Below are 22,499 nucleotides of genomic sequence, written 5' to 3'. Positions count from 1 at the left end.
CGTTTTAGTGTACGGCGGCTTCGATGTGCGACCGGCTGATCCGCTTGCGGAACACCCAGTAGGTCCACCCCTGGTAGCCCAGGATCACGGGGGCCGCGATCAGCGCGGTCCAGCTCATCACCTGCAGCGTGTACGGCGTGGACGAAGCGTTCTCGATGGTCAGGCTGTTGGCCACATCGTTGCTGGCCGGCATCACATCAGGGAACAGCGACGCGAACAGGGTCAGCACGGCGAAACCGATGGTGACGGCCATGAGGCCGAACGCGGTGCGCTCGTTGCCGCGCAGGTTGGCCAGGTAGGCGGTGATCAGGGCCACGGCCGCGACGGCGGCGAGGATGCCGGAGGCGAGGGTGCCGTAGGCGAGCGTTGTCCAGACCAGGAAGGTCGCTGCCACGACGATGGTGACCAGCCCCGACTTGATCGCAAGGGCGCGGGCCCGCACCCGGATGTCGCCCTCGGTCTTGGTGGAGACGAAGATCACGCCGTGCGTGAAGAAGAGCAGCAGCGTGGTGAGGCCCGCGAGCAACGCGTAGGGGTTCAGCAGATCGAAGAAGCTGCCGATGTAGTTGAAGTTCTCATCCAGCGGCACGCCGCGGACGACGTTGCCGAAGGCCACACCCCAGAGCAGGGCGGGCACGGCCGAACCGACCACGATCATGGTGTCGAAGGACTTCTTCCACTTCAGCTCGGGCCGCTGATGCCGGTACTCGAACGACACGCCCCGTGCGATCAGGGCCAACAGGATGAGCAGCAACGCGAGGTAGAAGCCGCTGAACATCGTGGCGTACCACTCGGGGAACGCGGCGAACAGCGAGGCGCCGGCCACGATGACCCAGGTCTCGTTGAGGTCCCAGACCGGGCCGATGGTGTTGATCAGGACCCGGCGGTCGGTGTCGTCCTTGCCGAGGAACGGCAGGGACATGCCCACCCCGAAGTCGAACCCGTCGAGGACGAAGTAGCCGATGAACATCGCGGCGATGATCCAGAACCACAGGATATTGAGTTCCATGGTGAGCTCCTAGTAGACCGTGGTCGTGTGCTTGATTTCGCCGGACACCGGGTCCGGCGCCGGAGCGTCGTCCGGCCCTTTCTGGACCGCCTTGAGGATCAGGCGGAATTCCACCACGGCGAGGGCGCCGTAGAGCAGGGTGAAGGCGATCAGAGAGATGAGGATCTCGAGCCCGCTGACGTTCGGCGAGACACCGTCTGCGGTTTTGAGGAGGCCGAAGACCAGCCACGGTTGTCGGCCCATCTCGGTGAAGACCCAGCCCACACTCATGGCCAGCAACGACATCGGGAAGGACCAGATCGCGATCTTCCACATCCAGGTCTTCGGGCTCCGTCCCTTGCGGGTGAACCAGAGGCCGGCGACGGCGACGAGGATGTGGGCGATGCCGAGTCCGATCATCCACCGGAACGACCAGTAGGTGACCCAGATGATCGGCGCGTAGTCGCCAGGACCGTAGAGCTGCACGTACTGCTCCTGGAGGTTGTTGATGCCCTCCACCGTGCCGTCGAAGGTGTGCGTGGACAGGAACGACAGCAGGTACGGGATGCGCACGGAGAAGAGTTCACTGACACCGTCGGGGGTGCCGAGGGTGAAGATCGAGAAGGAGGCCTCGGCGCCGGTGGCCGTGTTGTACATGGCCTCGGCCGCGGCCATCTTCATCGGCTGCGCCGCCACCATCGCCAGGCTCAGCTGGTCGCCCATCAGGGTGGTGAGGGCTCCGGAGATGACCATCATCCAGAGGCCGAACTTGAGCGCGGGCCGCATGGTCTCGAGGTGTTGATTGCGGGACAGGTGCCAGGCGGCGACCGAGATGATCAGGCCGGCGGAGACCATGAAGCAGGCGAAGATCGTGTGCGGGAAGGCCGCGAGGGCGATCGGGTTGGTGAGCAGCTCGCCGATGCTGGTGAGCTCGGCCCGACCCTTTTCCTCGTTGATCTGGTACGCGACAGGATTCTGCATGAAGGCGTTCGCGGCGATGATGAAGTACGCCGACGCGATGCTGCCCACCGTGGTCAGCCAGATGGTGGCCAGGTGCAGGCCCTTGGGCAGTTTGTCCCAGCCGAAAATCCACAGGCCGATGAAGGTGGCCTCGAGGAAGAAGGCGGTGATGCCCTCGAAGGCCAGGGGCGCTCCGAAGACGTCGCCGACGAATCGGGAGTAGTCCGACCAGTTCATGCCGAACTGGAACTCCTGCACGATGCCGGTCACGACGCCCATGGCGAAGTTGATCAGGAAGATCTTGCCGAAGAAGTGGGTCAGTTGGAGGTACATGGCCTTGTTGGTGCGGTACCAGGCGGTCTGGAAGATCGCCACCGTCGTGACCAGGCCGATGGTCAGTGGTACGAACAGGAAGTGGTAGATCGTCGTCAGGCCGAACTGCCAGCGCGACAGGAGTAACGGATCAAGCCACTCGTTCATTTGCCCTCCAAGACGGTTTTTCTACGTGTCGTAGAAGACTACTATTCTACGTTCGGTAGAAAGCGCCGTTTCGCTTGGTAAAGTTTCCTCATGGGAAGTCTGGGCGTGCTCGAGCGAATGTTGATGGACCTGCTCTGGTCTGCCGACGCTCCCCTGACCGCCAACGAACTGCGTGATGCTCTGCTCGATCCCGCCGCCACCGGCGCGAAGCCCCTCGCAACGACGACGGTGCTCACCGTGCTGTCGCGCCTGGAGAGCAAGGGCTTCGTCACTCGCGACCGCGATAGCCGGCCGCACGGGTACACGGCAGTGAGCTCCCGGGCACAGCACACCGCCGAGCTCATGCACGAGGTTCTGGGCACGACGAGCGACCGCACGGCGACGCTGGCCCGGTTCATCGGCAACGTCAGCCCGCAGGAGGCGCAGACCCTGCGCGCCCTGCTCGAGAGCATCGGCCCGTCGCCGGAGTGACGATGGCCGTCATCCCCGGCACGAGCCTGTCGGCCGTGGCCGGGTAGCGCGCCGTGCTCAACACCGCACTGGCCCTGATGGCGCTGGCCGTACTCCTGGCCTGGCCCGTTCCGATTCTCCTTGCCGGGGCAGACTGGCCGCCTCGCGCGCCCGGCCTGGCCCTCGCCCTGTGGCAGTCGATCGCCCTGGCCGGTGGCATCTCGATGATCGGCTCGTTGCTGGTCTTCGGCCTGATCCCGTTCGGAGCCACCCCCGTGTCGGCCCTCGGCGCCCTCGCCGGGCACGTCGCGGCCGGCACTCTACCCGCCGGGGCCACGCTGGCGGGGGTGATGGCGCTCTGCCTGGCGTTGATCCTCGGCACCCACCTGCTGCTCAACCTCAGTGCCACGTTCATCCGCGCCGAGCGGCAGCGCCGTCGCCACCACACCCTGATCGGACTGCTCAGCGATCCGTTGCCCTTCGATACCGAGGGCACCAGGGTCATCGACCATGCCGCGCCGATCGCGTACTGCTTGCCCGGGGGCACCAGGTCGGCCACGGTGTTGTCCAGAGGTCTGCTGCACCTGCTGGATGCCGACCAGCTGCGTGGCGTCGTGGCGCACGAGCGCGCCCACTTGCGTCAGCAGCACCACGTGGTATTGCTGGCGTTCAAGTCCTGGCACAGCGCCCTGCCCTGGTTCCCCATCGCCAACCGCGCCGAGAATGCGGTGGCCCTGCTGGTGGAGATGATGGCCGACGACCAGGCCAGGCAGGCTGTCGACGACCGCACCCTGGCCAGGGCGATCGCGCTCGTGGGCACCGCCCACCTGTCGGAGGTCTCCGGTACCCAGACGCCGCTCGCGGCCGCGGGCGGCCTCGATGACGTCTCCTCGGCCGACCTGGTCGGGCCGCGGGTGAGCCGTCTGCTGGGCAACGTCCCTGGGCTGAGCACGACGGCGCGCACCCTGGTGGTCTGCACGACCGTCGCCCTGCTCCTGCTGCCGCCGGCGCTGCTGCTGACGACCTGACGTTCGGGGTTGCCCCCCAGAACGGTCCCCGGGACGGTCCCCCGGGAACGTCTGCGCGGTTAAGCCGCAGAGGCCGGTTCGGGCCTGGCGGCGTCGAGCGGGCCCACCGCCGTGCGGGATTCGCGGAATGCCGCCCGGTACGTGAGCTGCGCGCCCACGGTCACGGCGGCGACGAGAACGGCCGTGAGAATGAGCCATCCCACCGGCGGTTGCCAACTCGGTGCCATGAACATGGCTTCGATGCCGCCATTGACCGTGACCATGTACCGCCGGAGGGTGGAGACGAACGAGAACACCTGCCCGATCGACAAAAGAGCAAGCAGGGTGATCACGAAGCGTTTGAGGCCCGCGGAAGGCTGTGGCCGATGATCGGAATCGTCGATCGCCAGGCCGCAGGCGACCAGGAGACACATCATCATGGCCAGCATGTAGCGACCCTGCCAGATGCTGCCGATCGAACTGATCAGAATGGCCTGCGTGATCGCCGGCACCAGCACCATGACCAGGGCCAGGCCGAGAACGGCGAACTTTCCCCGCCGCGATCCCCAGGCCACGGCGGCGACCAGCACGGTCACGATGCCGAAGCTGAACACGATGATGCTGAAGCTGGGCGACGGTGTGTCGGTCCAACCGAAGAACCCGATCAGCCCGTCGCTGAAGTCGAGCGTACGCAGCACCATCGTGAAGAACTCGATGGTCGGGCTACTCCCGGTATTGGCGGTGGGGTGCTCCGCGAAGGTGGCCAGGCCGAGGTACCACGCGACCGTCAGTCCACTGACGAGGCCGCATGCTCCGATCGCCACCCATGCAGCCGGTTGGCGGACCAGACCCGCCACGACACGCGGATTGGCGAACACGAGTGCCGCTCCGACGATGATCAGCACCCAGAGCAGCGAGATGCTTCGTGTGCTCAGGAGCGCCGCGGCCGTGACGACTACCAGTGCTGCCCGTTCCCACAGGAGACGTCTGGAGGCCGGTGTCTGCAGGGTGAGCACCAGAGTGGCCAACAGCGCCCCCGCTGACGCGACTTCGACGCCGTTGGGATTGATCGACCCGCCGAGATACAGCACCATCGGCGTCACCGCGACCGCGGCAGCGACGATGACCCATCGGGACCGGGGCAACTGCATCAACTGCATGAACATCACGGCCAGGGCGGCGGCGGACAGTACCGCACTGAGCGCTCGCATCGCATACAGCGCCGGTGTCCCGTCCATCACCAGCGTCGGCAGCCCGACGATGGCGTAGTAGGCGGGGCTGTTCAGCCCGGCGGACGTACCGGTGACCACGATGTCGGTCGGATCGCCCTCGACAGGGCGAACGCAGCCGGCAGAGATATCCGGCCGGAATTTGTAGCAGCTGAGTTCGTGGGCGTGGGCAACGGACCGCGGGACCTCAGCGCGAGCCAGCGACAGGTCCTGGTCCCAGGGCACACTCTCGATCTGTCCGCGGGCGACGGCGGCGGCGCGGATCGCATGCGACGCCTCATCGGGTGCTGACATCATCGGCGACGCCAGGGCCCACAGCAGCATCGGGGCCAGGATGACTACAAAACTGGTGACAAAGACCCGCCATCGGCGGCCGGTGCGATCCCATGGTGCCGATGACGTATCGCTGGTTGCTGCTGTCTTCATGCCGCTGCTGTGTCCGCATCTATTGAACCGTTCGGCGGGGGCGACCGAGGACGGGAGGAAAGGAATCACGGCGGGCTGCCCACGCCGCGGAAAGTTTAGCGCTCGGGTCAGAGCTCCTGGGTATCCTGCAGCCGCTCTCCGCGGCCGGTCGCGGTACCGTGCAGATCTTCGGAATCCACGCGGCTTTCCAACTCCCGGAGGCGCAGATCCTGCAATGCGGACATCTCCACGAGAGTGCGGGTCTTGCTTTCCAGATCCGTCAATTCGGCGCTGTGCTGGATACAGACGAGGAACAACACGGCGATGCTCACGAAGAAGACCAGGTTGGTCGGCACATCCACTCCGAAGCGCGCCGCCGCCCAGATGAGAGTGTCGGGGAACACGCTGATGACAAGCGCGAGAAGGCCGGCGATGACCCACCACAGCGCGTGGCGCTCGCGCAGGCGACGTCGGCGCAGCATCTCGATCACAACGCCCAGCGTCGCGAGAGCGGCAAGGACGCCGATGATATAGGTGGAAAAGCTCACGGACTCAGGCCTCCGGTCGAAGTGGCAGCGACGGACGGATGAGTGCGAAGCACAGGGCGACGAAGGCCCGGCCGAGGTAAGCGGCGGATCGAAGCGGGTTGTGTGACGGCTGCCCCCCTGCGCGCACCCGCATGATGACAGGCACCTGTTCGATGCGGCAGCCGGCACGAGAAGCGATGACAAGGGCCTCGATGGTATCGCCCAGATATTCCGCCGGATAGTGCGACGCGAACAGTGCGACCGCACGAGGCCCGGAGGCCTTGAACCCGGAGGTCGTATCGGTCAGCGTGGTCCGCGCGGTCCGGCTGAGAATGACGGACAGCACACGCATAGCCCATCGGCGAGGTCCGCGTGCCTCGTAGTCGCCGACTCCGGCGAAGCGGGCACCGATGACCAGGTCAGCGTCAGCGAGTCGCTCGAGCAGGGCCAGCACGTTCGCCGGATCATGCTGGCCGTCTGAATCGATCTGAACGACATTGTCGAAGCCGTGAGCAATGGCGTACTTGAAGCCCAGTCGCATGGCACCGCCGACCCCGAGGTTGACGGGAAGCTCAGCGACGACGGCGCCGGCGCGACGGGCAAAGGCCGTCGTCTGGTCGGCCGAACCGTCATTGACCACCAGGCAGTGCACCCCCGGCAGAGCGGAGAAGACTTCACGCACGACGTCACCGACCGACTCTTCCTCGTTGAAGGCCGGCATGACGATCAGGGTACGCGCGAGGACCGACGACATGTCCTGGGCGAGCCTCACCGGGCTGGCCCCGACCGGCGGGACCGAGACGCTCCCGAGGGAGCGGTCCCCCGGCGTGATCGCCAGGGCGTGGCCGAGAAGAGCGCGGGTGCCCCGGCGGTCCCTGGCCGTGATGGACGCGGGGATGCGGGTCACGGCGTTGAGCCGGGAAGAGTAGTGGCGCGAGGCCACCCGCGCCGCACGTTTCCACCCCATGGCGGTCATCCGCTCCGCACACTCCGCGAAGTAGCGCTGCTCTTCGACGAAGCGGGACCCGTCGTCGGCCTTCCACGAGGAGACGCTGCCGGAGTGCCGGCGATACCGGAAACTCGGCTGGTCGTCGAGCACGAGCGTGCCACCGGCTACGACGATGTCGATGAGCAGGGCGAGGTCGAGGGCGACATCGAGGTCGTCCCGGAAGCCGTGTCGGTGCAGACGTGACGTGCGCCACGCGATGGACGGGAAGTAGGTCCAGGCGCCCGCGAGAAGACTCGATGCCAGCCGTTCTCCCGAGATCTGCGTCGCCCCGGCCACGCGCGGCCGATACCAGCCCTTGACCCGATCAGCCAGGGGCAGGACATCCTGGCCGGTGGCGTCCATGACCTGGACCCCCGGCTGAACGAAGTCCGCTTCGGGGAATTCCTCGACAAGCTGACGAATCCGGGCCACGTAGTTGGGCAGGAGGAGGTCGTCGCATCCGACGATGGTCGTGAAATCCGCGGTGGCCAGTTCGGCGCACTTCTTGAAGTTGCCGCTCACGCCCAGATTGATCTCGTTGCGGAGGTAGACGATGCGGGGATCGTCCAGACCGGCCACCCAGGCTCCCGGGGCGGCATCCGGATACTGATCATCGATCACAACGAGTCGCCAGTTCGGATCCGTCTGCGCCAGAACACTCTCCACGGCAAGCCGGAACAGGGCCGGATCGCCGTAGAACGGCATCATCAGGTCGACGGAAAGGGCCTGGATCGCGTGAGCGCTCGACGACGTCATGAGCGACTGACGTCTGCGCTAGGTGCGGACGCGGCACGAGCGACGTCAGCGTCGCTGCAAACCGTGTGTTCCAGCGAAAATGTGCTTAACATTCTGATTAGGACTCTCTGGTGACTATCGATCGGATCTCCTGCGGCCCAGGGCCATGTTGCCGCGACGTTCACCCACCAGTCTAACGACGGGAATTCCAAAGAGCCGCGCTGACCCGCGAGATGGGGTGCTGTCGCCGGAGTGTCATCGAGGGGGTGTAGCCGACGCAGTGTAATAGAGTACCTAAAAGTACTGAATGGCAACACGCGTTCAGCTGCTGGGGGGAGCGCGCGATTGCCTGTGGGCGGCCACCCGAATCTGACCTCTGAACGCGCTGGCCAACGTAGGGAAACGCTCATGATCCGTCTGCCGAATGTCTTACGGATGAGCGCTCGGCGCTGGACGGGATTCCTCGCGGCGATCATCGCCGTCGTGCTCATTGCCCCGCTTCTGGTGGTCGGCCAGGCGCCGTCCCGCGCGGAAGCCGCCTCGGCGGCCGACTTCAACCCCGGCAACATCATCTCTGACGCTCAGTTCTACAACTCGAACACGATGAGCGTCGCGCAGGTGCAGGCGTTCCTCAATTCCAAGGTGCCCTCCTGCCGGTCCGGCTACGTCTGCCTCAAGGACTACCGCGCAGACTCGTCCTATCAGCCGCAACGGGCCGCCGGCTGCGCCGCTTACCCCGGCCCGGCCAATCAGAGCGCTGCGGAGATCATCTGGCAGGTGTCCTCCCTCTGCGGCATCAACCCGCAGGTGATGCTGGTCCTGCTGGAAAAAGAACAGGGACTGGTGAGTGCGACCTCACCCACGTCCGGCATCTACCGCAAGGCGACGGGGTTCGGCTGCCCGGATACCGCCGACTGCGACGCCGTGTACTACGGCTTCTTCAATCAGGTCTACAACGCCGCATACCAGTACAAGAAGTACCAGGCCACACCGAGCGGACGCAATTTCCAGGCCGGCCGGACGAACACCATCCAGTGGCACCCCAACGCCGGGTGCGGATCGTCACAGGTGTACATCGAGAACCAGGCCACGGCAGGCCTCTACAACTACACCCCGTATCGACCCAACAGCGCCTCGTTGGCCAACATGTACGGCACCGGTGACGGCTGCTCCACCTACGGCAACCGCAACTTCTTCCGTATCTTCACGGACTGGTTCGGCAACACCCAGGGCGGGGGCGACTTCGCTCGCACCGAATCGAACGGCACGATCTACCTGCTCTCCGGAACGACGAAGTACGCCGTTCCGTCGATGGACGTCCTGAACGCCCTCGGCGCGCTCGGCCCGTTCCGGATCGTTTCGCAGAGCTACCTCGACAGCTTCTCGACCTCTCCCCTCCTGGCGAGCACCCTGGTGCGTGACGCGGGCAGCGGCGATATCTCGCTCGTCCAAGCCGGTGTGCGGCATCGTTTCACCTCGTGTGAGCTCGTGACCTCGTACGGGTTCGCCTGTGCCGCGGCCGTCAACCTCTCCCCTGCCCAGCTGGCCAAGTTGCCTGTGGGTGGCGAGATGACCAAGTTCTTCGTGGTCAACGATGGAACCGTGTACATGCTGTCGCCGGGCGGTCGCACCGCGATCACCGCGTGGGAGACCGTCATCAGCCTCAACGGAGGCACGGTCCCCTACATCGCCACCATGAGCGCCCAGGCTGCCGCAGCGCTTCCGATCGTCCAGGCCGTGCTGGCACCGATGAGCCTGGCCAGGTCGTCCAGTTCGGCAACCGTCTACTTCATCGACGGGCTTGACCGTAAGCTCCCGATCGCCTCGTTCGGTCTGGCGAGCGAGTTCGGTGCGAACGGCTTCAAAACCGTGCCGCAGTCCCAGCTCGACACCTACTCCACGGGTGCGGCACTGACGCAGACCGTTCGGTGCGACGGCAAGGCCTACTTCGCGGCCGCCGGCTCTCTGCGCGAGTTGGCGCAGGGCGCGGAAGCGTCAGGCCTGCCGGTCACCGACCTGTCGGCCGACTCGTGCGCCCGGCTGCCCCGGGGCGAAACCATTGCCGGCGCGTTGTTCGTGATCTCGCCGGAAAGCCCCACCGTCTACGGGGTCAAGGCCGGCACGGCTCGCGGCGTACCGACCTGGACCACGCTGCTCGCCTTGAACAACGGTTCCGCTCCTCAGATCGTGTGGATTTCGCAGGATGCCCGATCCGCGATCCCGCTTGCTTCCCCGTACTTGCCGGGCGCCTCGCTCGTTCGCAGCCCGGGCGACGCCACGATCTACTTCGTTGACGGTGCCACCCGCAAGATCCCGGTGGCCTCGTTCACGACGACGTCGGCGTTCGGAATCAACTCGTGGTCGTACGCGACCGATGCGTCACTGGCCACGTATACCGCGGCCGCCGGAAGCCTGACGCGTGTCGTGCGCTGCGATTCCACGGAGTATTTCGCCGCGGGAGATCGCATCTACCCGCTGGCCGGCGGAGTCACTCATGGAATGCCCGTGACCGATCTGACCGGTGGCACCTGCGCTGTGCTTCCCCAGGGCGGCGGCGCACCCATCGAGCACGTCTTCGTGAAGACCTCCGACAACGGCACGGTGTACGTCGTCGAGGCCGGGACACGACGTCCGCTCGGTTCGTGGGACCAGATCGTGGCGATCAACGGAGGCAAGCAGCCGGTCATCCTGGTGGACGGCCCGGGAACGCTCAACGACATCCCGGTCGGTCCCGCCGTCTAGGGCACCGAGCACACACCCGAACACACAAGAAACGGCCCCGTGAAGATCACGGGGCCGTTTCTTGTGTACGAAGGCGGCTAGATCAGGCCTTCCTGGGTCAGCCACTCCGTCGCGATGGTGTCTGCGGCGGCCTGGTCGTTCACGCTCTGGGCGTTCAGGGCCATCAGGGTGTCGGTGTCCAGTGCAGCGCTGACGGCGTTCAGGATGTCCGCCGCCGAGTCGTCGACCTTGTCGGAGACGACGGGCACGACGTTGTCCGGCAGGAACAGGTTGTCGGGGTCGTCAAGGGCGATGAGGTTGTTCGAGGTGATGTTGGGATCCGCCGTGTAGATGTTCGCGAGCTGGATCTTGTTGTCGACAAGAGCCTTGACCGTCAGAGGTCCGCCGCTGTCCTCAACCGGGGTGAAGCCGGCGATCTCGATGCCGTACTCCTCCTTGAGGGCGGTCGGTCCATACGGGCGGGTCTCTAGCTCGGAGTTGCCTCCGACGGTGATCGGTTCGGTGACCTCGGACAGCGAGGCGATGTCGGTGAGGCCGTAGGTGTCCGCGAACGCCTGGGTGACGGTCCAGGAGTTCTGGTCGCTGGCCTCGGCCCGATCGAGCACAGTCAAGCCTTCCGGCAGGGCCGCTTCCAGGGCCGTGTAGACCTCGTCGGCGGTGCCGGTCGGGGCATCGGCCTCCAGGGCCTGAAGCAGGCTGCCGCTGTATTCGGGGAACACGTCGATCGAGCCTGCCTCGATCTCGGGGAGGTAGGCCTCACGCTGGCCGATGCGGAACTGGCGGTCGACCGTGAAACCGCCGTTCTCCAGTGCCTGCGCGTAGATCTCCGCGATGATCTCGTTGGAGTAGTAGTCCTGCGATCCGACGACCAGAGTCTCGGATCCGGCCGAACTCTCTCCCTCGTCCAGGGGATCCCCGGACGCGCACCCTGCAAGGGCTACGACAGCCCCAACCGCGACCGCGCTGACAAGCGCGAGCCGGCCTCGTGTGTTTGTGAACATGCTGTTGTCCTTCCTCAGGTACCGAAGATTCGGTAGATGTATCACCGTGCGACTGCGGGGCCGCCGGTGCGAAGCTTGGGGGCGGTGCCGAGGCGCCCGGAGACACCCCGCGGTACAACAAACCGTTGGATCAGCGCAAAGATTCCCTCCAGCGCCAGGGCCAGCAGGATTACGAGGATCGACCCGCCCAGCATCTCGGCATAATCCCTGGTTTTCAACCCCGAGAACAGATATCGACCCAGACCGAGATCGGCCACATAAGCGGCCAGGGTCGCTGTCGCGATCACCTGCAGGGTGGCCGAGCGCAGCCCACCGATCAACAGGGGCAGGCCCAGGGGCAGTTCGACCTTCCGCACGATCTGCAGTTCGCTCATTCCCACGGCGCGCGCGGCGTCGATGGTGCGCCGGTCGATCGCCTCGAACCCTGTGTACGCGCCGGCCAGGATGGGCGGGATCGCGAGCACCGTGAGGGCCACGTACGGGGCCACGACGCCGATGCCGACCCACAGCGCGACCAGGGTGAGCAGGCCCAGGGTGGGAATGGCCCGCAGCCCTCCCGACGTCGTCACCGCGAGGCCGCGGCCTCGGCCGGTGTGACCGATGAGGTAGCCCATCGGGATCGCGATAGCCGACGCGAACACCAGGGTGACGAGGGAGAAGACGAGGTGCTGTCCGATGCGCAGCGGAATTGCGTTGAGCCCGACGTAGTTGGCCGGGTCGAGGATCCAGTCGATGGCGCTGGCGAAGAGGTTCATGCTGCGCTCACCTCGAGAGGAACACTCGGCTTGGGCGGGGCGACCCGTCGGGTCCAGGGCATCAGCAGCCGACCGGCGAGCACCAGCGCACCGTCGAAGAGGAGCGCAAGGGCCACCGTGGCGACGAGACCGGCGACGATCTCGGCCTGGATTCCGCGCTGGAAACCGTCGGTGAAGAGGCTGCCCAGGCTCTGCACCCCGATCACCGCGCCGACGGTGACCAGGCTGACGGTGCTGACCGCCACGACCCGCATGCCCGCGAGCAGGACCGGGCCGGACAGCGGGAGCTCCACCTGCCAGAACCGCGACCAGGTGGAATAGCCCATCGCGGAGGCGGACTGGCGGACGTCGGCATCCACCGAATCGAGACCGTCGGCGACGACCCGCACCATTAGGGCGATGCCGTAGAGCGTCAGGGCGATGATCACGTTCACCGGGGACAGCAGGCTGGTGCCGATCACGGCCGGCAGCACGAAGATCAGCGGCAGCGAGGGCACCGCGTAGAGCAGGCCGGCGCCGGTGAGGATGATCCCGCGGCTCACCCGGTAGCGCCGGGCGGACCAGCCCAGCGGAACGGCGATCACGAAGCAGATCACGATCGGCGGCAGGCTCAGCACCACGTGGTCGAGGGTGCGCGCCCAGATCAGGCCGAGGTTGGCCAGGACCCAGGTCATCGGGCGCTTTCTGGCTTCAGCACACCGGCGAGGCGCCCGTCGCTGTCGACCACGACGTCCTCATTCCCGTGCCGCTCCACGTGCAGCGCCCGCCGGCCCCGATCGGCGCCCACGAAACTGGCGACGAAGTCGTCGGCGGGGTTGGCGAGCAGCTCGGCGGGCGAGCCCACCTGGGCGATGCGGCCGCCGTCCCGCAGGATCACGATCTGGTCTCCCAGCAGGAACGCTTCCTCGATGTCGTGGGTGACGAAGACGACGGTCTTGTCCAGCTCCTTCTGCAGCCGAACCAACTCCTGCTGGAGCTCGGCGCGCACGATGGGGTCAACGGCCCCGAACGGTTCGTCCATCAGCAGGATGTTCGGGTTGACGGCCAACCCCCTGGCCACGCCGACGCGTTGCTGCTGGCCGCCGGAGAGTTGGCTCGGGTATCGGTCGGCCAGCGCGCGGTCCAGCCCGACGGTGTCCAGCATCGCCAGGGCATCCGCCCTGGCTTGACGCTTCGGCGTGCCGCGAAGCAGCGGCACCGTGGCGACGTTGTCGAGGACGGTGCGGTGCGGCAGGAGTCCCGAGTTCTGCATGACGTAGCCGATTCCGCGGCGCAGCTTCACGGGGGGCAGAGTGGCGATGTCCTCGCCGTCGATCTCGACCGAGCCGCTGGTGGGGTCGACCATGCGGTTGATCATCCGCAGCAGAGTGGTCTTGCCCGATCCGGAGGACCCGACGAGCACTGTGGTCTTGTGGGAGGGCAGGACCAGACTGAAATCCTCGACTGCGAGGGTGCCGTCGGGGAAGCGCTTGCTGACGGAACGGAACTCGATCATGGCTGGGCTCAATCCTCGGTGCGGGCTTGACGTCCCTCGCTCCCGCGGATGCGGGGCGACGGAAGCAGGCAAGTGCGGATGACCAGCCAATCATTCTTCGGAGCCGAATCCAAAGCGGATTGCCGTTGTTCGTCGTCAGCGCCACCGGCGACGAGTCGGGCTAGGCGTCCGTACCGTAGTAGCCGACGAGGTAGTCGTGCATGATGCGTCGGCACTCTGCGATGAAGCGCTCATCACCCTGGGTGTTCCAGGTGAAGGCGCGAGACAGCAGGGAGTCGGCCATTTCGACGGCGACTTCGAGTCTGAAGATGAGGTCGGGGCCACCGGACAGGCCGAATTCTTCCGACAGGACTCCGGCGATCTGGTTGGCGAAGAATCCCGAATCCAGCTGGTCCGGCCCGGTGGACTGGGCGCGTTCACGATCGGCGAAGTGCAGGATGCGGAATCCGGGTTCGGCGCGATACAGCTCCACGAAGGCCGAGATCCCGCAGTCGACGGCTTCCCACCAGGTTCCCGGCTGGGTTTCCTTGAGGGTGTCGGCGACACGCTGCCGGAAGCGCTGGACCGCACGCTCGCGCAGTCCCTCGAGGACCGCGACCCGATCGGGGTAGTAGCGGTACACAGTGCCGATCGAGGCTCCCGCACGTTCGGCGACCATGGCCGTCGTGATGCGGTCGAAACCGACCTCGTCGACGACCTCGGCCGCAGCGTCCAGAAGTGCGGTCAACCTGGCGGCACTGCGCTGCTGGATGGGCTCGGTGCGGATCTGCCGCCCCTGTGCGACAGAGTCTCCCCCGAATATGTCGATCAGCGCCACGTGTCCTCCTTGAATATACGTCACAATCTTAGGGCCCCCGACTGACACCCAGACACAGAACACACCCCCCAAACGGAGTGTGAGCGGCTGCCCCGGGCGGGTCGCCGTGGTGGTTCTCCACCCCGGGACCGTGCCGAGCAGCCCCGCGGCGCATGAGAGACTGAACTGTGTCAAAGTCCCCCGCCACACCGTCCACTCCCCTCAACCCCGTGCGCCTCATGCACCGAGCCGCGCGGATCGAGGATTGGCTTCACGACAAGCGGGAAAAGTTCGCCCGTCGGCGCGGACACCTGCCGGTCGTCATCCCTTACACCGGCTATGGCACCACGGAACGCGTGCGGATTCTCTGCCGCGTCCTGTTGGCAAAACCCGTGAAGTCCACCGGCACCACCCCCAAGCGGCGTCGCACCGACAGACGTGACGGGAGCATCCGCGGCTGGCGGAGCTTCACCAGCGTGCCGGTCAACGACGTCACCGTCACCATCGACATCGGCGGCAAGGCACACCGGGTGCAGGCCGACCGCGGCGGAGTCGTCGACACCGTGATGCAGGTCAACCTCGAGCCGGGCTGGCACACCGCTTCGCTGCACACCCACGCCTCCGGCAGCGTCGACGCTCCGGTCTTCGTGGTCGCCCCCGATGTGCGCACCGGCGTGATCTCCGACGTCGACGACACCGTCATGGTCACCACCCTGCCCCGTCCGCTCCTGGCCGCGTGGAACACCTTCGTCCTCGACGAGCACGCTCGCGTTCCGACGCCGGGCATGGCTGTGCTGCTGGACCGCCTCGCCGATGCGACACCGGGGGCTCCGGTGATCTACCTGTCCACAGGTGCCTGGAATGTTGCGCCGACGCTCAGCCGGTTCCTCTCCCGTAACCTCTACCCGGCCGGGGCGCTGCTGCTCACCGACTGGGGACCCACCCACGACAGGCTGTTCCGCAGTGGCAAGGAGCACAAACGCGACAACCTGCGCAGGCTGGCGCACGAGTTCCCCGACATGAAGTGGGTCCTCATCGGCGACGACGGTCAGCACGACGAGGCGATTTACAGCGAGTTCCAACAGGATTTCCCGCAGTGCGTCGCCGCGGTCGCCATCCGTCGGCTGTCGCCGAGCGAGGCCGTGCTGGCCGGCCGTAGGGCCAAGGACGCCGTGGAGGCCAAGCCGGATCCGCTCTGGGTCTACGGACCCGACGGCGCGAGCCTCGCGGCCCAGCTGGCCGGCCTCGGACTCATCACTGATCCCGGAGCGCCCGGACCCACCGATTGACTCGTGGCCGGGCGCCGGCGGGTGCCGGCCTGCCGGTCAGGAGAGGATCGGGCCGGTGGAACGACCCGCGAGGAGTGTGTCGAGTCCGCGGTTGATCTGGCGTGCCCAGAGCGGTCCGCGGTAGAGAAAGCCGGTGTAGCCCTGCACGAGGGTGGCGCCGGCGTCGAGACGCTCGACGACCTGCTGCGCAGTCTCGACGCCGCCGACCGAGATGACGCACAGTTCGGCCGGCACGGAGGCCCGGATGAGGCGCAGGACGGACAGCGACCGGTCGTTCAGGGGCGCACCGGAGAGCCCGCCGGCGCCGGCCTCGGCCACGACGGCCGGGTCGGTCAACAGATTCTCCCGGCTGAGGGTGGTGTTGGTGGCGATGATGCCGGCCAGGCCGAGTTCCACGGTGAGACCGGCGATGCGGGTCACCTCGTCATCGGTGAGGTCGGGTGCGATCTTGACCAGCAGCGGGGTATCGCCGGCGTGTTCCTGCACCGCCCGCAACAGTGGGGCGAGCTGATCGAGTTCTTGCAGGCCACGCAGGCCCGGGGTGTTGGGGGAGCTCACGTTGACCACCAGGTAGTCCGCGAGAGGGGCCAGTGCAACGGTGCTGACCAGGTAGTCGGCCGTGGCGTCTTCGACCGCGGTGACTCGGCTTTTGCCGATGTTGATGCCCAGGACCGGACGGCTGGGGGTACGGCGAACCTGACCCAGGCGCGCGACGGCCGCCTCGGCACCGCCGTTATTGAAGCCCATCCGGTTGATGACAGCGCGGTCGGATACGAGACGGAACAGGCGCGGTGTGGGGTTGCCGGGCTGGGCGACCGCGGTGAGCGTGCCGACCTCGACGTGCCCGAAGCCGAGCCGGCCGAGCCCGATGACGGCGTGGCCGTCTTTGTCGAACCCCGCCGCAACACCGAACGGCGAGTCGAAATGCAAGCCGAGGGTGTCCACCCCGATGTCGGTGCGCGGGCGGGTGAACCTGTGCACAAGCGGGCCGAGACCGAGGCGCGGCATCCACCGGATGACCTCGAAGGCCAAGTGGTGAGCCCGCTCGGGGTCGATCCGGGTGAGCACCAGCTTGAAAAGGGTGGGGTACACGTCTACCGTTCGGGTTCGGGATCGGATTCCGACGCGGCGGTGTGCTCGGTGCGCAGCTGGCCGATCGCACTCTCGAAGTCTTCCAACGAATCGAATGCCTGGTAGACGCTGGCGAAGCGCAGGTAGGCCACTTCGTCGAGGTCGCGCAGCGGGGCGAGGATGGCCAGGCCGATGTCGTTGGCCTCGATCTGGGACGCACCGGTCTGACGGATGGTCTCCTCGACCTTCTGCGCGAGCATGGCCAGGTCAGAGTCGGTGACCGGGCGGCCCTGACAGGCCTTGCGCACGCCGGAGACGATCTTCTCCCGGCTGAACGGTTCGACCACGCCGCTGCGCTTGATGATGTTCAGGCTGGCGGTTTCGGTGGTGCTGAACCGGCGACCGCACTCCGGGCACTGCCGGCGGCGACGGATCGAGAGCCCGTCGTCGCTGGTGCGGGAGTCGATGACACGGGAATCTGGGTGGCGACAGAACGGGCAATACATTGTGCCTACGAGCCTACCGTTCCGCGGCCGTGCTGAATCGGACGCTGACGGCGTCACCGTGGGCGGGCAGCGCCTCTGCAGCGGACAGGGCAAGGATGTGGTCGACCACGCCGGCGAGGCCGTCTCTGGTGTAGCGCACGACCTGCTGCGGGCGTAGGAAGGTGTACGCGCCGAGGGCCGCCGAGAACCGCGCCTGTCCCCCGGTGGGCAGCACGTGGTTGGAGCCGGCGGCATAGTCGCCGAGGCTGACCGGCGCGTACGGGCCCAGGAAGATGGCGCCGGCGTTGTCGATCTGGCCGAGGACGGCGTCGGGGTCTTCGGTCTGGATCTCGAGGTGCTCCGGACCGAACGCGTTGCTGAACGCGGCGGCTTGCTCGAGGTCGTCCACCAGCACGATGGCCGATTGGCTGCCACCCAGCGATGCGGTGACCCGTTCGGCGTGCGTGGTGGTGGTGGCCAGGTCGTTCAGGAGCGCTTCGACGGCTTCGGCGAGCTCGGCGGAGTCCGTGACGAGCACGGCGGCGGCGAGTTCGTCGTGCTCGGCCTGGCTGACCAGGTCTGCGGCGACAAAGGCCGGGTCGGCCGCGGCATCGGCGATCACGAGGATGTCGGTCGGTCCGGCTTCGGAGTCGATCCCGGTGACGCCGCGAACGAGCCGCTTGGCGGCGGCGACGTAGACGTTGCCGGGGCCGGTGACGAGCTGCACGGGGTCGAGGCCGAGGCCGGGCACGCCGTAGGCGAAGGCGCCCACGGCGCCGGCGCCGCCCATGGCGTAGATCTCGTCGACGCCGAGAAGACCGGCGACGGCGAGGATGGTGGGGTGCACTCGTCCATCGAAGTTGCTCTGCGGCGGGGATGCGAGGGCGATGGAGGTGACCCCGGCCACCTGCGCGGGCACCACGTTCATCACGACGCTGGACGGGTAGACGGCCTTGCCGCCGGGAACGTAGAGGCCGACCCGCTGGACGGGGCGCCAGCGCTGCACGATCTCGGCGCCGTCGGCGATCGTGGTGGTCACCAGGGGCGGCACCTGTGCGGCACTGGCCAGGCGTACCCGGCGGATGGTCTCCTCGATCGCGACGCGGACATCCGGGTCGAGGGCCTCAAGGGCCTCGGCGACGTGGGAAGCCGGAACGCGAACGTGCTCGGGGCGTACCCTGTCGAGGCGCTCGGCCTGGTCGAGCAGGGCCTGTTCGCCGCGTGCGCGCACATCATCGATCAGTTCGGCGGCAACGTCACTGGCGACCGTGACGCTGGTGAGCGCCCGGGGCACCGAGGCCAAAAGTTCGGCCGGAGCAGGCCGCGTTCCTCGAAGGTCAATCGTCTGGATCATGTCACTCCAGCTTATCCAAGAACGGTGCTCGCACGGGAATAGGCTGATCGGTGAAACGATTGGCACCACTATGAACGAACGCACCACCGCACCGGCAGGTCTTCCCTCCGCAGGTCTCCCCCACGCCCCGGCCCTCGACACCGACCCGAACGCGCCTGGCGACCTGGCCGCGTTCAAGAACGCGTTTCGCCGTCATGCGGCGGGCGTCGCGGTCGTGACCGCGCTGGACGCTCAGGGCAAGCCCGTCGGATTCACCGCGACATCCCTGGCGTCCATGTCGGCGGTGCCGCCCCTGGCTACCTTCAACATGGCGAAGTCGGCCAGCTCGTGGCCGGCCATCAACGAGACCGAGCGCGTCGTCATCCACCTGCTCGGACTGCGCAACCGCACCCTGGCCGAGCGGCTGGCCGGACCCAACGCCGAGCGCTTCGTCGGCGATCACTGGCGGGTGGGACCGTACGGCCTGCCCGTTCTCAACAACGTGACGTCGTGGATGGTGGGACGGATCGTGGAGCGCGTGACCGTGCACAACTCTGCTGTGGTCGTAGTGCAGATCGAGGGCGGCGGCCTCGGCGATGACGACGAGGCGCTGATCTACCACGAACGCCAGTACCGGGCGTTGGGCGAAACGCTCTAGCTCATCCGGTTCGGGCCGGTGGGTGCCGACCCCGCGGTGGCAAACCTGCGGACGGCGCGGTTCACCCGGCCGGGGTTTGGGCCGCTCTGGCGGCCGCCTTGCGTCGCTGTCGTTCCGCTTCCGTCGCGGCGGCCTCCGCCGGGGTGGGCGCGGTTCCGCCCAGGTGGGCGGGCTGCCACCAGCGGCCGGCACCAGGCTCCGGGTAACGCGCCTGCAGGCCGTCCACGAGCTCCTGCAGCACGCCGTGCAGTCGCTGGGTCACCTGCTGCGGATCGTCCTCGGCGTCTACACGTACCGGCGTGCCGACCGCGAAGGAGACCGGGGTGCGATAGGCCTCCCGCACGGATGGCTTGTGGTTCTTCGTGAGCAGCCGGTGGCCACCCCAGACAGCGATGGGCACGATGGGCACCCCGGCCTCCATCGCCATCCGCGCCGCACCGGTCTTCAGGTCCCGCACGGTGAACGACGCGTTCACTCCCCCTTCGGGAAACACCCCGACGAGTTCGCCGGCGTTGAGCGCCCGCACCGCGTCGGCGTAGGCCTGGGCCCCGGCCGTCATGTCGACGTTGATGTGCCGCATCCCACGCAACAGCCAGCCGACGACGGGCTTGTCGAACGCACCCTTCTTGGCCATGAAGCGGATGTGCCGGCGGTTCTTTCGCCAGGTCATCCACTCCACGAGGGCGAAGTCCGCGTAGCCGAAGTGGGTGATGGCGAGGACCGCCCCTCCGGCGTCCGGAAGGTTGGTGAGGCCCGACGCCGACGGCCTGAGCCTGAAGGCTCCGAAAATTGTGCGACCCGCTGCAATCGCCGTGCTGTAGATCGGTTCCCCGCTGCGCCTTCTCATGCCCCCAGCGTAGAACAAACGGCTGTCAAACTGCTGGTCACACGGGGGTCATTGGTCCCGCGCCGTGGCCGGTGTCAGGCACCGATGGGTTCATGACGATCGGAGCGGTCGCGCTATCGTGTCGGCATCCGAGCGAAGGCAACCATGGACGAGACAGCGACGAGACAGCGACGAGACGGTGACGACAGGCTGGGGTGACTTCGCCGTGGCCATGGTGGGCGCCGCCGCGGCGCTGGCGGGCCTCGTCATGGTGGCGATCTCGGTGAACATCCGGGAGATCCTCGCGCTGCCCGGGCTGACGGCACGGGCCGCGGCCGCCGTCGGCTCCCTCGTGCTTGTGGTGGTGACCGGCGGCCTCCTTCTGGTGCCCGGCCAGCCCGGGGCGGTCCTGGGCGTCGAGGTGCTCGTCGCCGTGGGCCCGGCGGTCGTCCTGCATACGATCTCACTCCGCCACCGGGCACGGAACAGCGCGAGTGGGCGGTTCTCCCTGGCCCTCTATCTACCGCTCGCGGCCCTTCAACTGTTTCCCTTCGCGCTGGGCGCGGTGCTCCTCATCGTCACCGGCTCCTCCACCGGCATCTACCTGGTCGCGGCCGGGGTGATCCTCACCGTCATCGGCTCCATGCTCGACGCCTGGGTCCTGATGGTGGAAATCCTCCGCTGACGCCCCCGCGAACTGTGAGTTGAGCCCCAGAAGCCCGCGGCAAAGTCAAGCGGTCTAAGCAACGCCGGTGGTTTGTGCTGCTGTGAGCAGCTGGGCTAGCCGGTTGGCTGGGGTTTCGAGGCCGAGGCCCGCGCCATTGCGCAGGCGCAGGCCCGGCAGGCCGAGTTCTTCGTCGCCCTGCAGGGCTGGAGTGAGGACCCGCTCGTCTCCTCGCGCCTGCACGGCAACCCGGAGAGCATCCGGCTGGCCGACGTGAACGCGGCCACCCTGACCGAGGACCAAGCCCGCGCGGCCGCCTACAACCGGTGGGACGACCGGGACGTGGCCCGCCGCACGATTGTCAGTGAGACCGCCTGCCTGCTGCGCCTGTCCGAGCGCACCGTGGAGCACCTGATGGACCAGTCCCTCTGGCTCCTGGCCGCCCCGGCGACCTTCGAGGCCATCTCGACCGGAGAGATCAGTTACCGGCACGCCACCGCGCTCGTCGATCAGATGCGCACCCTGCCGATGGAGGACCAGGCGGCGTTCGAAGAGAAGGTGCTGCCCGAGGCCAAGCGCCTGCCGGTGGGCCGATTCATCGACAAGGCCCGCCGGTTGCGGGAGCGGCTGCACCCGGAGTCGATCGTGACCCGCAGCACGAACGCCCTGACCGAACGGCACAGCCGCTGGGAGGCCGCCCCGGACGGGATGGGCTGGTTGCATTGGTACGGCACCGCCCACGACACCAAGGCCGCCTACGACCGGATCAACACGATGGCCGTGAAGCTCAAGCACCTCGGCGACCCCGCACCGAATGGGAACACCGCGTCCGACACCGCTGGCAGCGGAAGCGGCACCGCAGTCGGCCTCCGCCCAGACGCCACGGAAGAGCTCCCGACCCGCACCCTCGACCAACTCCGCGCCGACATCACCGCCGCCCTGTTGCTGGACGGAATCACGCCCGACGGGATGGGCGCCGGCATCCGCGGCACCGTCATGGTGACGGTGCCCGTGCTGACCCTGCTGGGCTTGGACGAGGAACCCGGCACCCTCGAAGGCTACGGGCCCATCTCCCCCGAGGTCGCAAGGGAGATCGCCGGGCACGCACCGAGCTTCACCCGGCTGCTGACCCACCCGGAGACCGGGGTGGTGCTCTCGCTCGGCAAAACCCAGCACAAGAACACCAAGGCCATGAAAAAGTACCTGCGGGTGCGCGACGAAACCTGCCGGTTCCCGGGCTGCTCCCGACCCGCGGTGACCAGCGACGTCGACCACACCGACCCCTGGGCCGGCGGCGGCAACACCGACTGCGACAACCTCGCCCACCTCTGCGAACCCCACCACCGACTCAAACACCTCAGCCAGTGGCGAGTCACCCAGGAACCCGGCGGGATCCTGCACTGGACCTCACCCGGCAAACGCAGCTACCGCACCGACCCTGCCAACCCGATGGGACCACCCCGGCCACGGCCACCGGTGATGGGGCCGAAGACCCGGAAGCGGCCCGCCGATGACAGTTACCTGATGCCCCGGCAGCGGCCGAGTCGGAAGCCGACCCCACCGGCACCCGAGAACCCACCGTTCTGACCGGGGCCTCCGCCCGAATCCATCTGGA

Annotated in this window: 22 protein-coding genes and 1 pseudogene; 7 read left to right on the top strand and 16 right to left on the bottom strand. The window is 67.2% G+C overall.

The features are described 5' to 3' along the window. Positions 1–4: 4 nt before the first annotated feature. Together cydB and E3T22_RS09160 are read right to left on the bottom strand one after the other, a co-directional pair. A complete protein-coding gene (gene cydB / locus E3T22_RS09165) occupies positions 5–1,009 on the bottom strand; it encodes a cytochrome d ubiquinol oxidase subunit II (RefSeq protein WP_088456087.1) in 1,005 nt (334 codons plus the stop codon). A 9-nt stretch (positions 1,010–1,018) separates the two neighbouring features. Then, positions 1,019–2,428: a cytochrome ubiquinol oxidase subunit I gene (locus E3T22_RS09160; protein ID WP_088456086.1), complete on the bottom strand. Its 1,410-nt coding sequence runs from the start codon at positions 2,426–2,428 to the stop codon at positions 1,019–1,021. Positions 2,429–2,518: 90 nt separating this feature from the next. Here E3T22_RS09160 and E3T22_RS09155 point away from each other — a divergent pair, with 90 nt between their 5' ends. After that, positions 2,519–2,899 (top strand): BlaI/MecI/CopY family transcriptional regulator, encoded by a 381-nt coding sequence (locus E3T22_RS09155; RefSeq protein WP_088456085.1) that lies wholly within the window; start codon positions 2,519–2,521, stop codon positions 2,897–2,899. A 53-nt stretch (positions 2,900–2,952) separates the two neighbouring features. Beyond that, the gene (locus tag E3T22_RS09150; protein WP_240632447.1) at positions 2,953–3,906 is read left to right on the top strand and encodes a M56 family metallopeptidase; all 954 of its coding nucleotides are present in this window, start codon (positions 2,953–2,955) and stop codon (positions 3,904–3,906) included. A 59-nt stretch (positions 3,907–3,965) separates the two neighbouring features. Here E3T22_RS09150 and E3T22_RS09145 read toward each other — a convergent pair whose 3' ends face one another. The 4 genes and pseudogenes from E3T22_RS09145 to E3T22_RS19390 all read right to left on the bottom strand — a co-directional run. Then, the gene (locus E3T22_RS09145; RefSeq protein ID WP_134480797.1) at positions 3,966–5,540 is read right to left on the bottom strand and encodes a DUF2142 domain-containing protein; all 1,575 of its coding nucleotides are present in this window, start codon (positions 5,538–5,540) and stop codon (positions 3,966–3,968) included. Positions 5,541–5,647: 107 nt separating this feature from the next. Further along, complete coding sequence (locus tag E3T22_RS09140; protein ID WP_088456083.1) at positions 5,648–6,067, bottom strand: DUF2304 domain-containing protein; 420 nt, start codon at positions 6,065–6,067, stop codon at positions 5,648–5,650. Between the two features lie 4 nt (positions 6,068–6,071). Beyond that, positions 6,072–6,800, bottom strand: coding sequence for a glycosyltransferase family 2 protein (locus tag E3T22_RS09135; RefSeq protein WP_088457980.1), 729 nt, complete (start codon positions 6,798–6,800; stop codon positions 6,072–6,074). Positions 6,801–7,247: 447 nt separating this feature from the next. Next, positions 7,248–7,739, bottom strand: a pseudogene (locus tag E3T22_RS19390) (glycosyltransferase family 2 protein); the annotation flags it as partial. A 465-nt stretch (positions 7,740–8,204) separates the two neighbouring features. On the opposite strand from E3T22_RS19390, the gene E3T22_RS09125 reads away from it, so the two are divergent. Continuing rightward, positions 8,205–10,511: a hypothetical protein gene (locus E3T22_RS09125; protein ID WP_134480798.1), complete on the top strand. Its 2,307-nt coding sequence runs from the start codon at positions 8,205–8,207 to the stop codon at positions 10,509–10,511. A gap of 77 nt (positions 10,512–10,588) precedes the next feature. On the opposite strand, the gene E3T22_RS09120 is transcribed toward E3T22_RS09125, so the two are convergent. The 5 genes from E3T22_RS09120 to E3T22_RS09100 all read right to left on the bottom strand — a co-directional run bounded on the left by E3T22_RS09120 (position 10,589) and on the right by E3T22_RS09100 (position 14,579). Beyond that, entirely contained in the window at positions 10,589–11,512 is a 924-nt protein-coding gene (locus E3T22_RS09120) for an ABC transporter substrate-binding protein (protein ID WP_088456081.1), read from the bottom strand. Between the two features lie 41 nt (positions 11,513–11,553). Next, complete coding sequence (locus tag E3T22_RS09115; protein ID WP_134480799.1) at positions 11,554–12,267, bottom strand: ABC transporter permease; 714 nt, start codon at positions 12,265–12,267, stop codon at positions 11,554–11,556. Then, the gene (locus E3T22_RS09110; protein WP_088456079.1) at positions 12,264–12,941 is read right to left on the bottom strand and encodes an ABC transporter permease; all 678 of its coding nucleotides are present in this window, start codon (positions 12,939–12,941) and stop codon (positions 12,264–12,266) included. Before E3T22_RS09110 ends, E3T22_RS09115 begins: the two co-directional genes overlap by 4 nt. Then, positions 12,938–13,762: an ABC transporter ATP-binding protein gene (locus E3T22_RS09105; protein ID WP_088456078.1), complete on the bottom strand. Its 825-nt coding sequence runs from the start codon at positions 13,760–13,762 to the stop codon at positions 12,938–12,940. The genes E3T22_RS09110 and E3T22_RS09105 overlap by 4 nt, the downstream gene beginning before the upstream one ends. A 160-nt stretch (positions 13,763–13,922) precedes the next feature. Further along, positions 13,923–14,579 (bottom strand): TetR/AcrR family transcriptional regulator, encoded by a 657-nt coding sequence (locus E3T22_RS09100; protein WP_088456077.1) that lies wholly within the window; start codon positions 14,577–14,579, stop codon positions 13,923–13,925. 218 nt (positions 14,580–14,797) lie between these two features. Here E3T22_RS09100 and E3T22_RS09095 point away from each other — a divergent pair, with 218 nt between their 5' ends. Further along, a complete protein-coding gene (locus E3T22_RS09095; RefSeq protein ID WP_088457979.1) occupies positions 14,798–15,847 on the top strand; it encodes an App1 family protein in 1,050 nt (349 codons plus the stop codon). 36 nt (positions 15,848–15,883) lie between these two features. Here the strand turns inward: E3T22_RS09095 and E3T22_RS09090 are convergent, their stop codons facing one another. Genes E3T22_RS09090 through hisD form a run of 3 tightly spaced genes read right to left on the bottom strand, consistent with a single transcriptional unit; the run spans position 15,884 to position 18,757 of the window. Next, complete coding sequence (locus E3T22_RS09090; protein ID WP_134480800.1) at positions 15,884–16,939, bottom strand: quinone-dependent dihydroorotate dehydrogenase; 1,056 nt, start codon at positions 16,937–16,939, stop codon at positions 15,884–15,886. 2 nt (positions 16,940–16,941) lie between these two features. After that, a complete protein-coding gene (gene nrdR, locus E3T22_RS09085) occupies positions 16,942–17,424 on the bottom strand; it encodes a transcriptional regulator NrdR (protein ID WP_088456075.1) in 483 nt (160 codons plus the stop codon). A 13-nt stretch (positions 17,425–17,437) separates the two neighbouring features. After that, a complete protein-coding gene (gene hisD / locus E3T22_RS09080) occupies positions 17,438–18,757 on the bottom strand; it encodes a histidinol dehydrogenase (RefSeq protein WP_134480801.1) in 1,320 nt (439 codons plus the stop codon). A gap of 70 nt (positions 18,758–18,827) precedes the next feature. On the opposite strand from hisD, the gene E3T22_RS09075 reads away from it, so the two are divergent. After that, positions 18,828–19,394: a flavin reductase family protein gene (locus E3T22_RS09075; protein ID WP_088456073.1), complete on the top strand. Its 567-nt coding sequence runs from the start codon at positions 18,828–18,830 to the stop codon at positions 19,392–19,394. A 61-nt stretch (positions 19,395–19,455) separates the two neighbouring features. On the opposite strand, the gene E3T22_RS09070 is transcribed toward E3T22_RS09075, so the two are convergent. Continuing rightward, positions 19,456–20,241, bottom strand: coding sequence for a 1-acyl-sn-glycerol-3-phosphate acyltransferase (locus tag E3T22_RS09070; RefSeq protein WP_088456072.1), 786 nt, complete (start codon positions 20,239–20,241; stop codon positions 19,456–19,458). 178 nt (positions 20,242–20,419) lie between these two features. Here E3T22_RS09070 and E3T22_RS09065 point away from each other — a divergent pair, with 178 nt between their 5' ends. Further along, the gene (locus tag E3T22_RS09065; protein ID WP_088456071.1) at positions 20,420–20,905 is read left to right on the top strand and encodes a hypothetical protein; all 486 of its coding nucleotides are present in this window, start codon (positions 20,420–20,422) and stop codon (positions 20,903–20,905) included. A 54-nt stretch (positions 20,906–20,959) separates the two neighbouring features. On the opposite strand, the gene E3T22_RS09060 is transcribed toward E3T22_RS09065, so the two are convergent. Next, positions 20,960–21,187: a hypothetical protein gene (locus tag E3T22_RS09060; RefSeq protein ID WP_134480802.1), complete on the bottom strand. Its 228-nt coding sequence runs from the start codon at positions 21,185–21,187 to the stop codon at positions 20,960–20,962. Here E3T22_RS09060 and E3T22_RS09055 point away from each other — a divergent pair. Beyond that, a complete protein-coding gene (locus tag E3T22_RS09055) occupies positions 21,158–22,471 on the top strand; it encodes an HNH endonuclease signature motif containing protein (protein WP_134480803.1) in 1,314 nt (437 codons plus the stop codon). The genes E3T22_RS09060 and E3T22_RS09055 overlap by 30 nt on opposite strands. Positions 22,472–22,499: the final 28 nt, after the last annotated feature.

The sequence above is a fragment of the Cryobacterium sp. TMB3-10 genome, from assembly GCF_004402305.1.
GTDB classification, from domain to species: Bacteria; Actinomycetota; Actinomycetes; order Actinomycetales; family Microbacteriaceae; genus Cryobacterium; species Cryobacterium zongtaii.
This window is presented reverse-complemented; position numbering and strand designations above follow the sequence as displayed.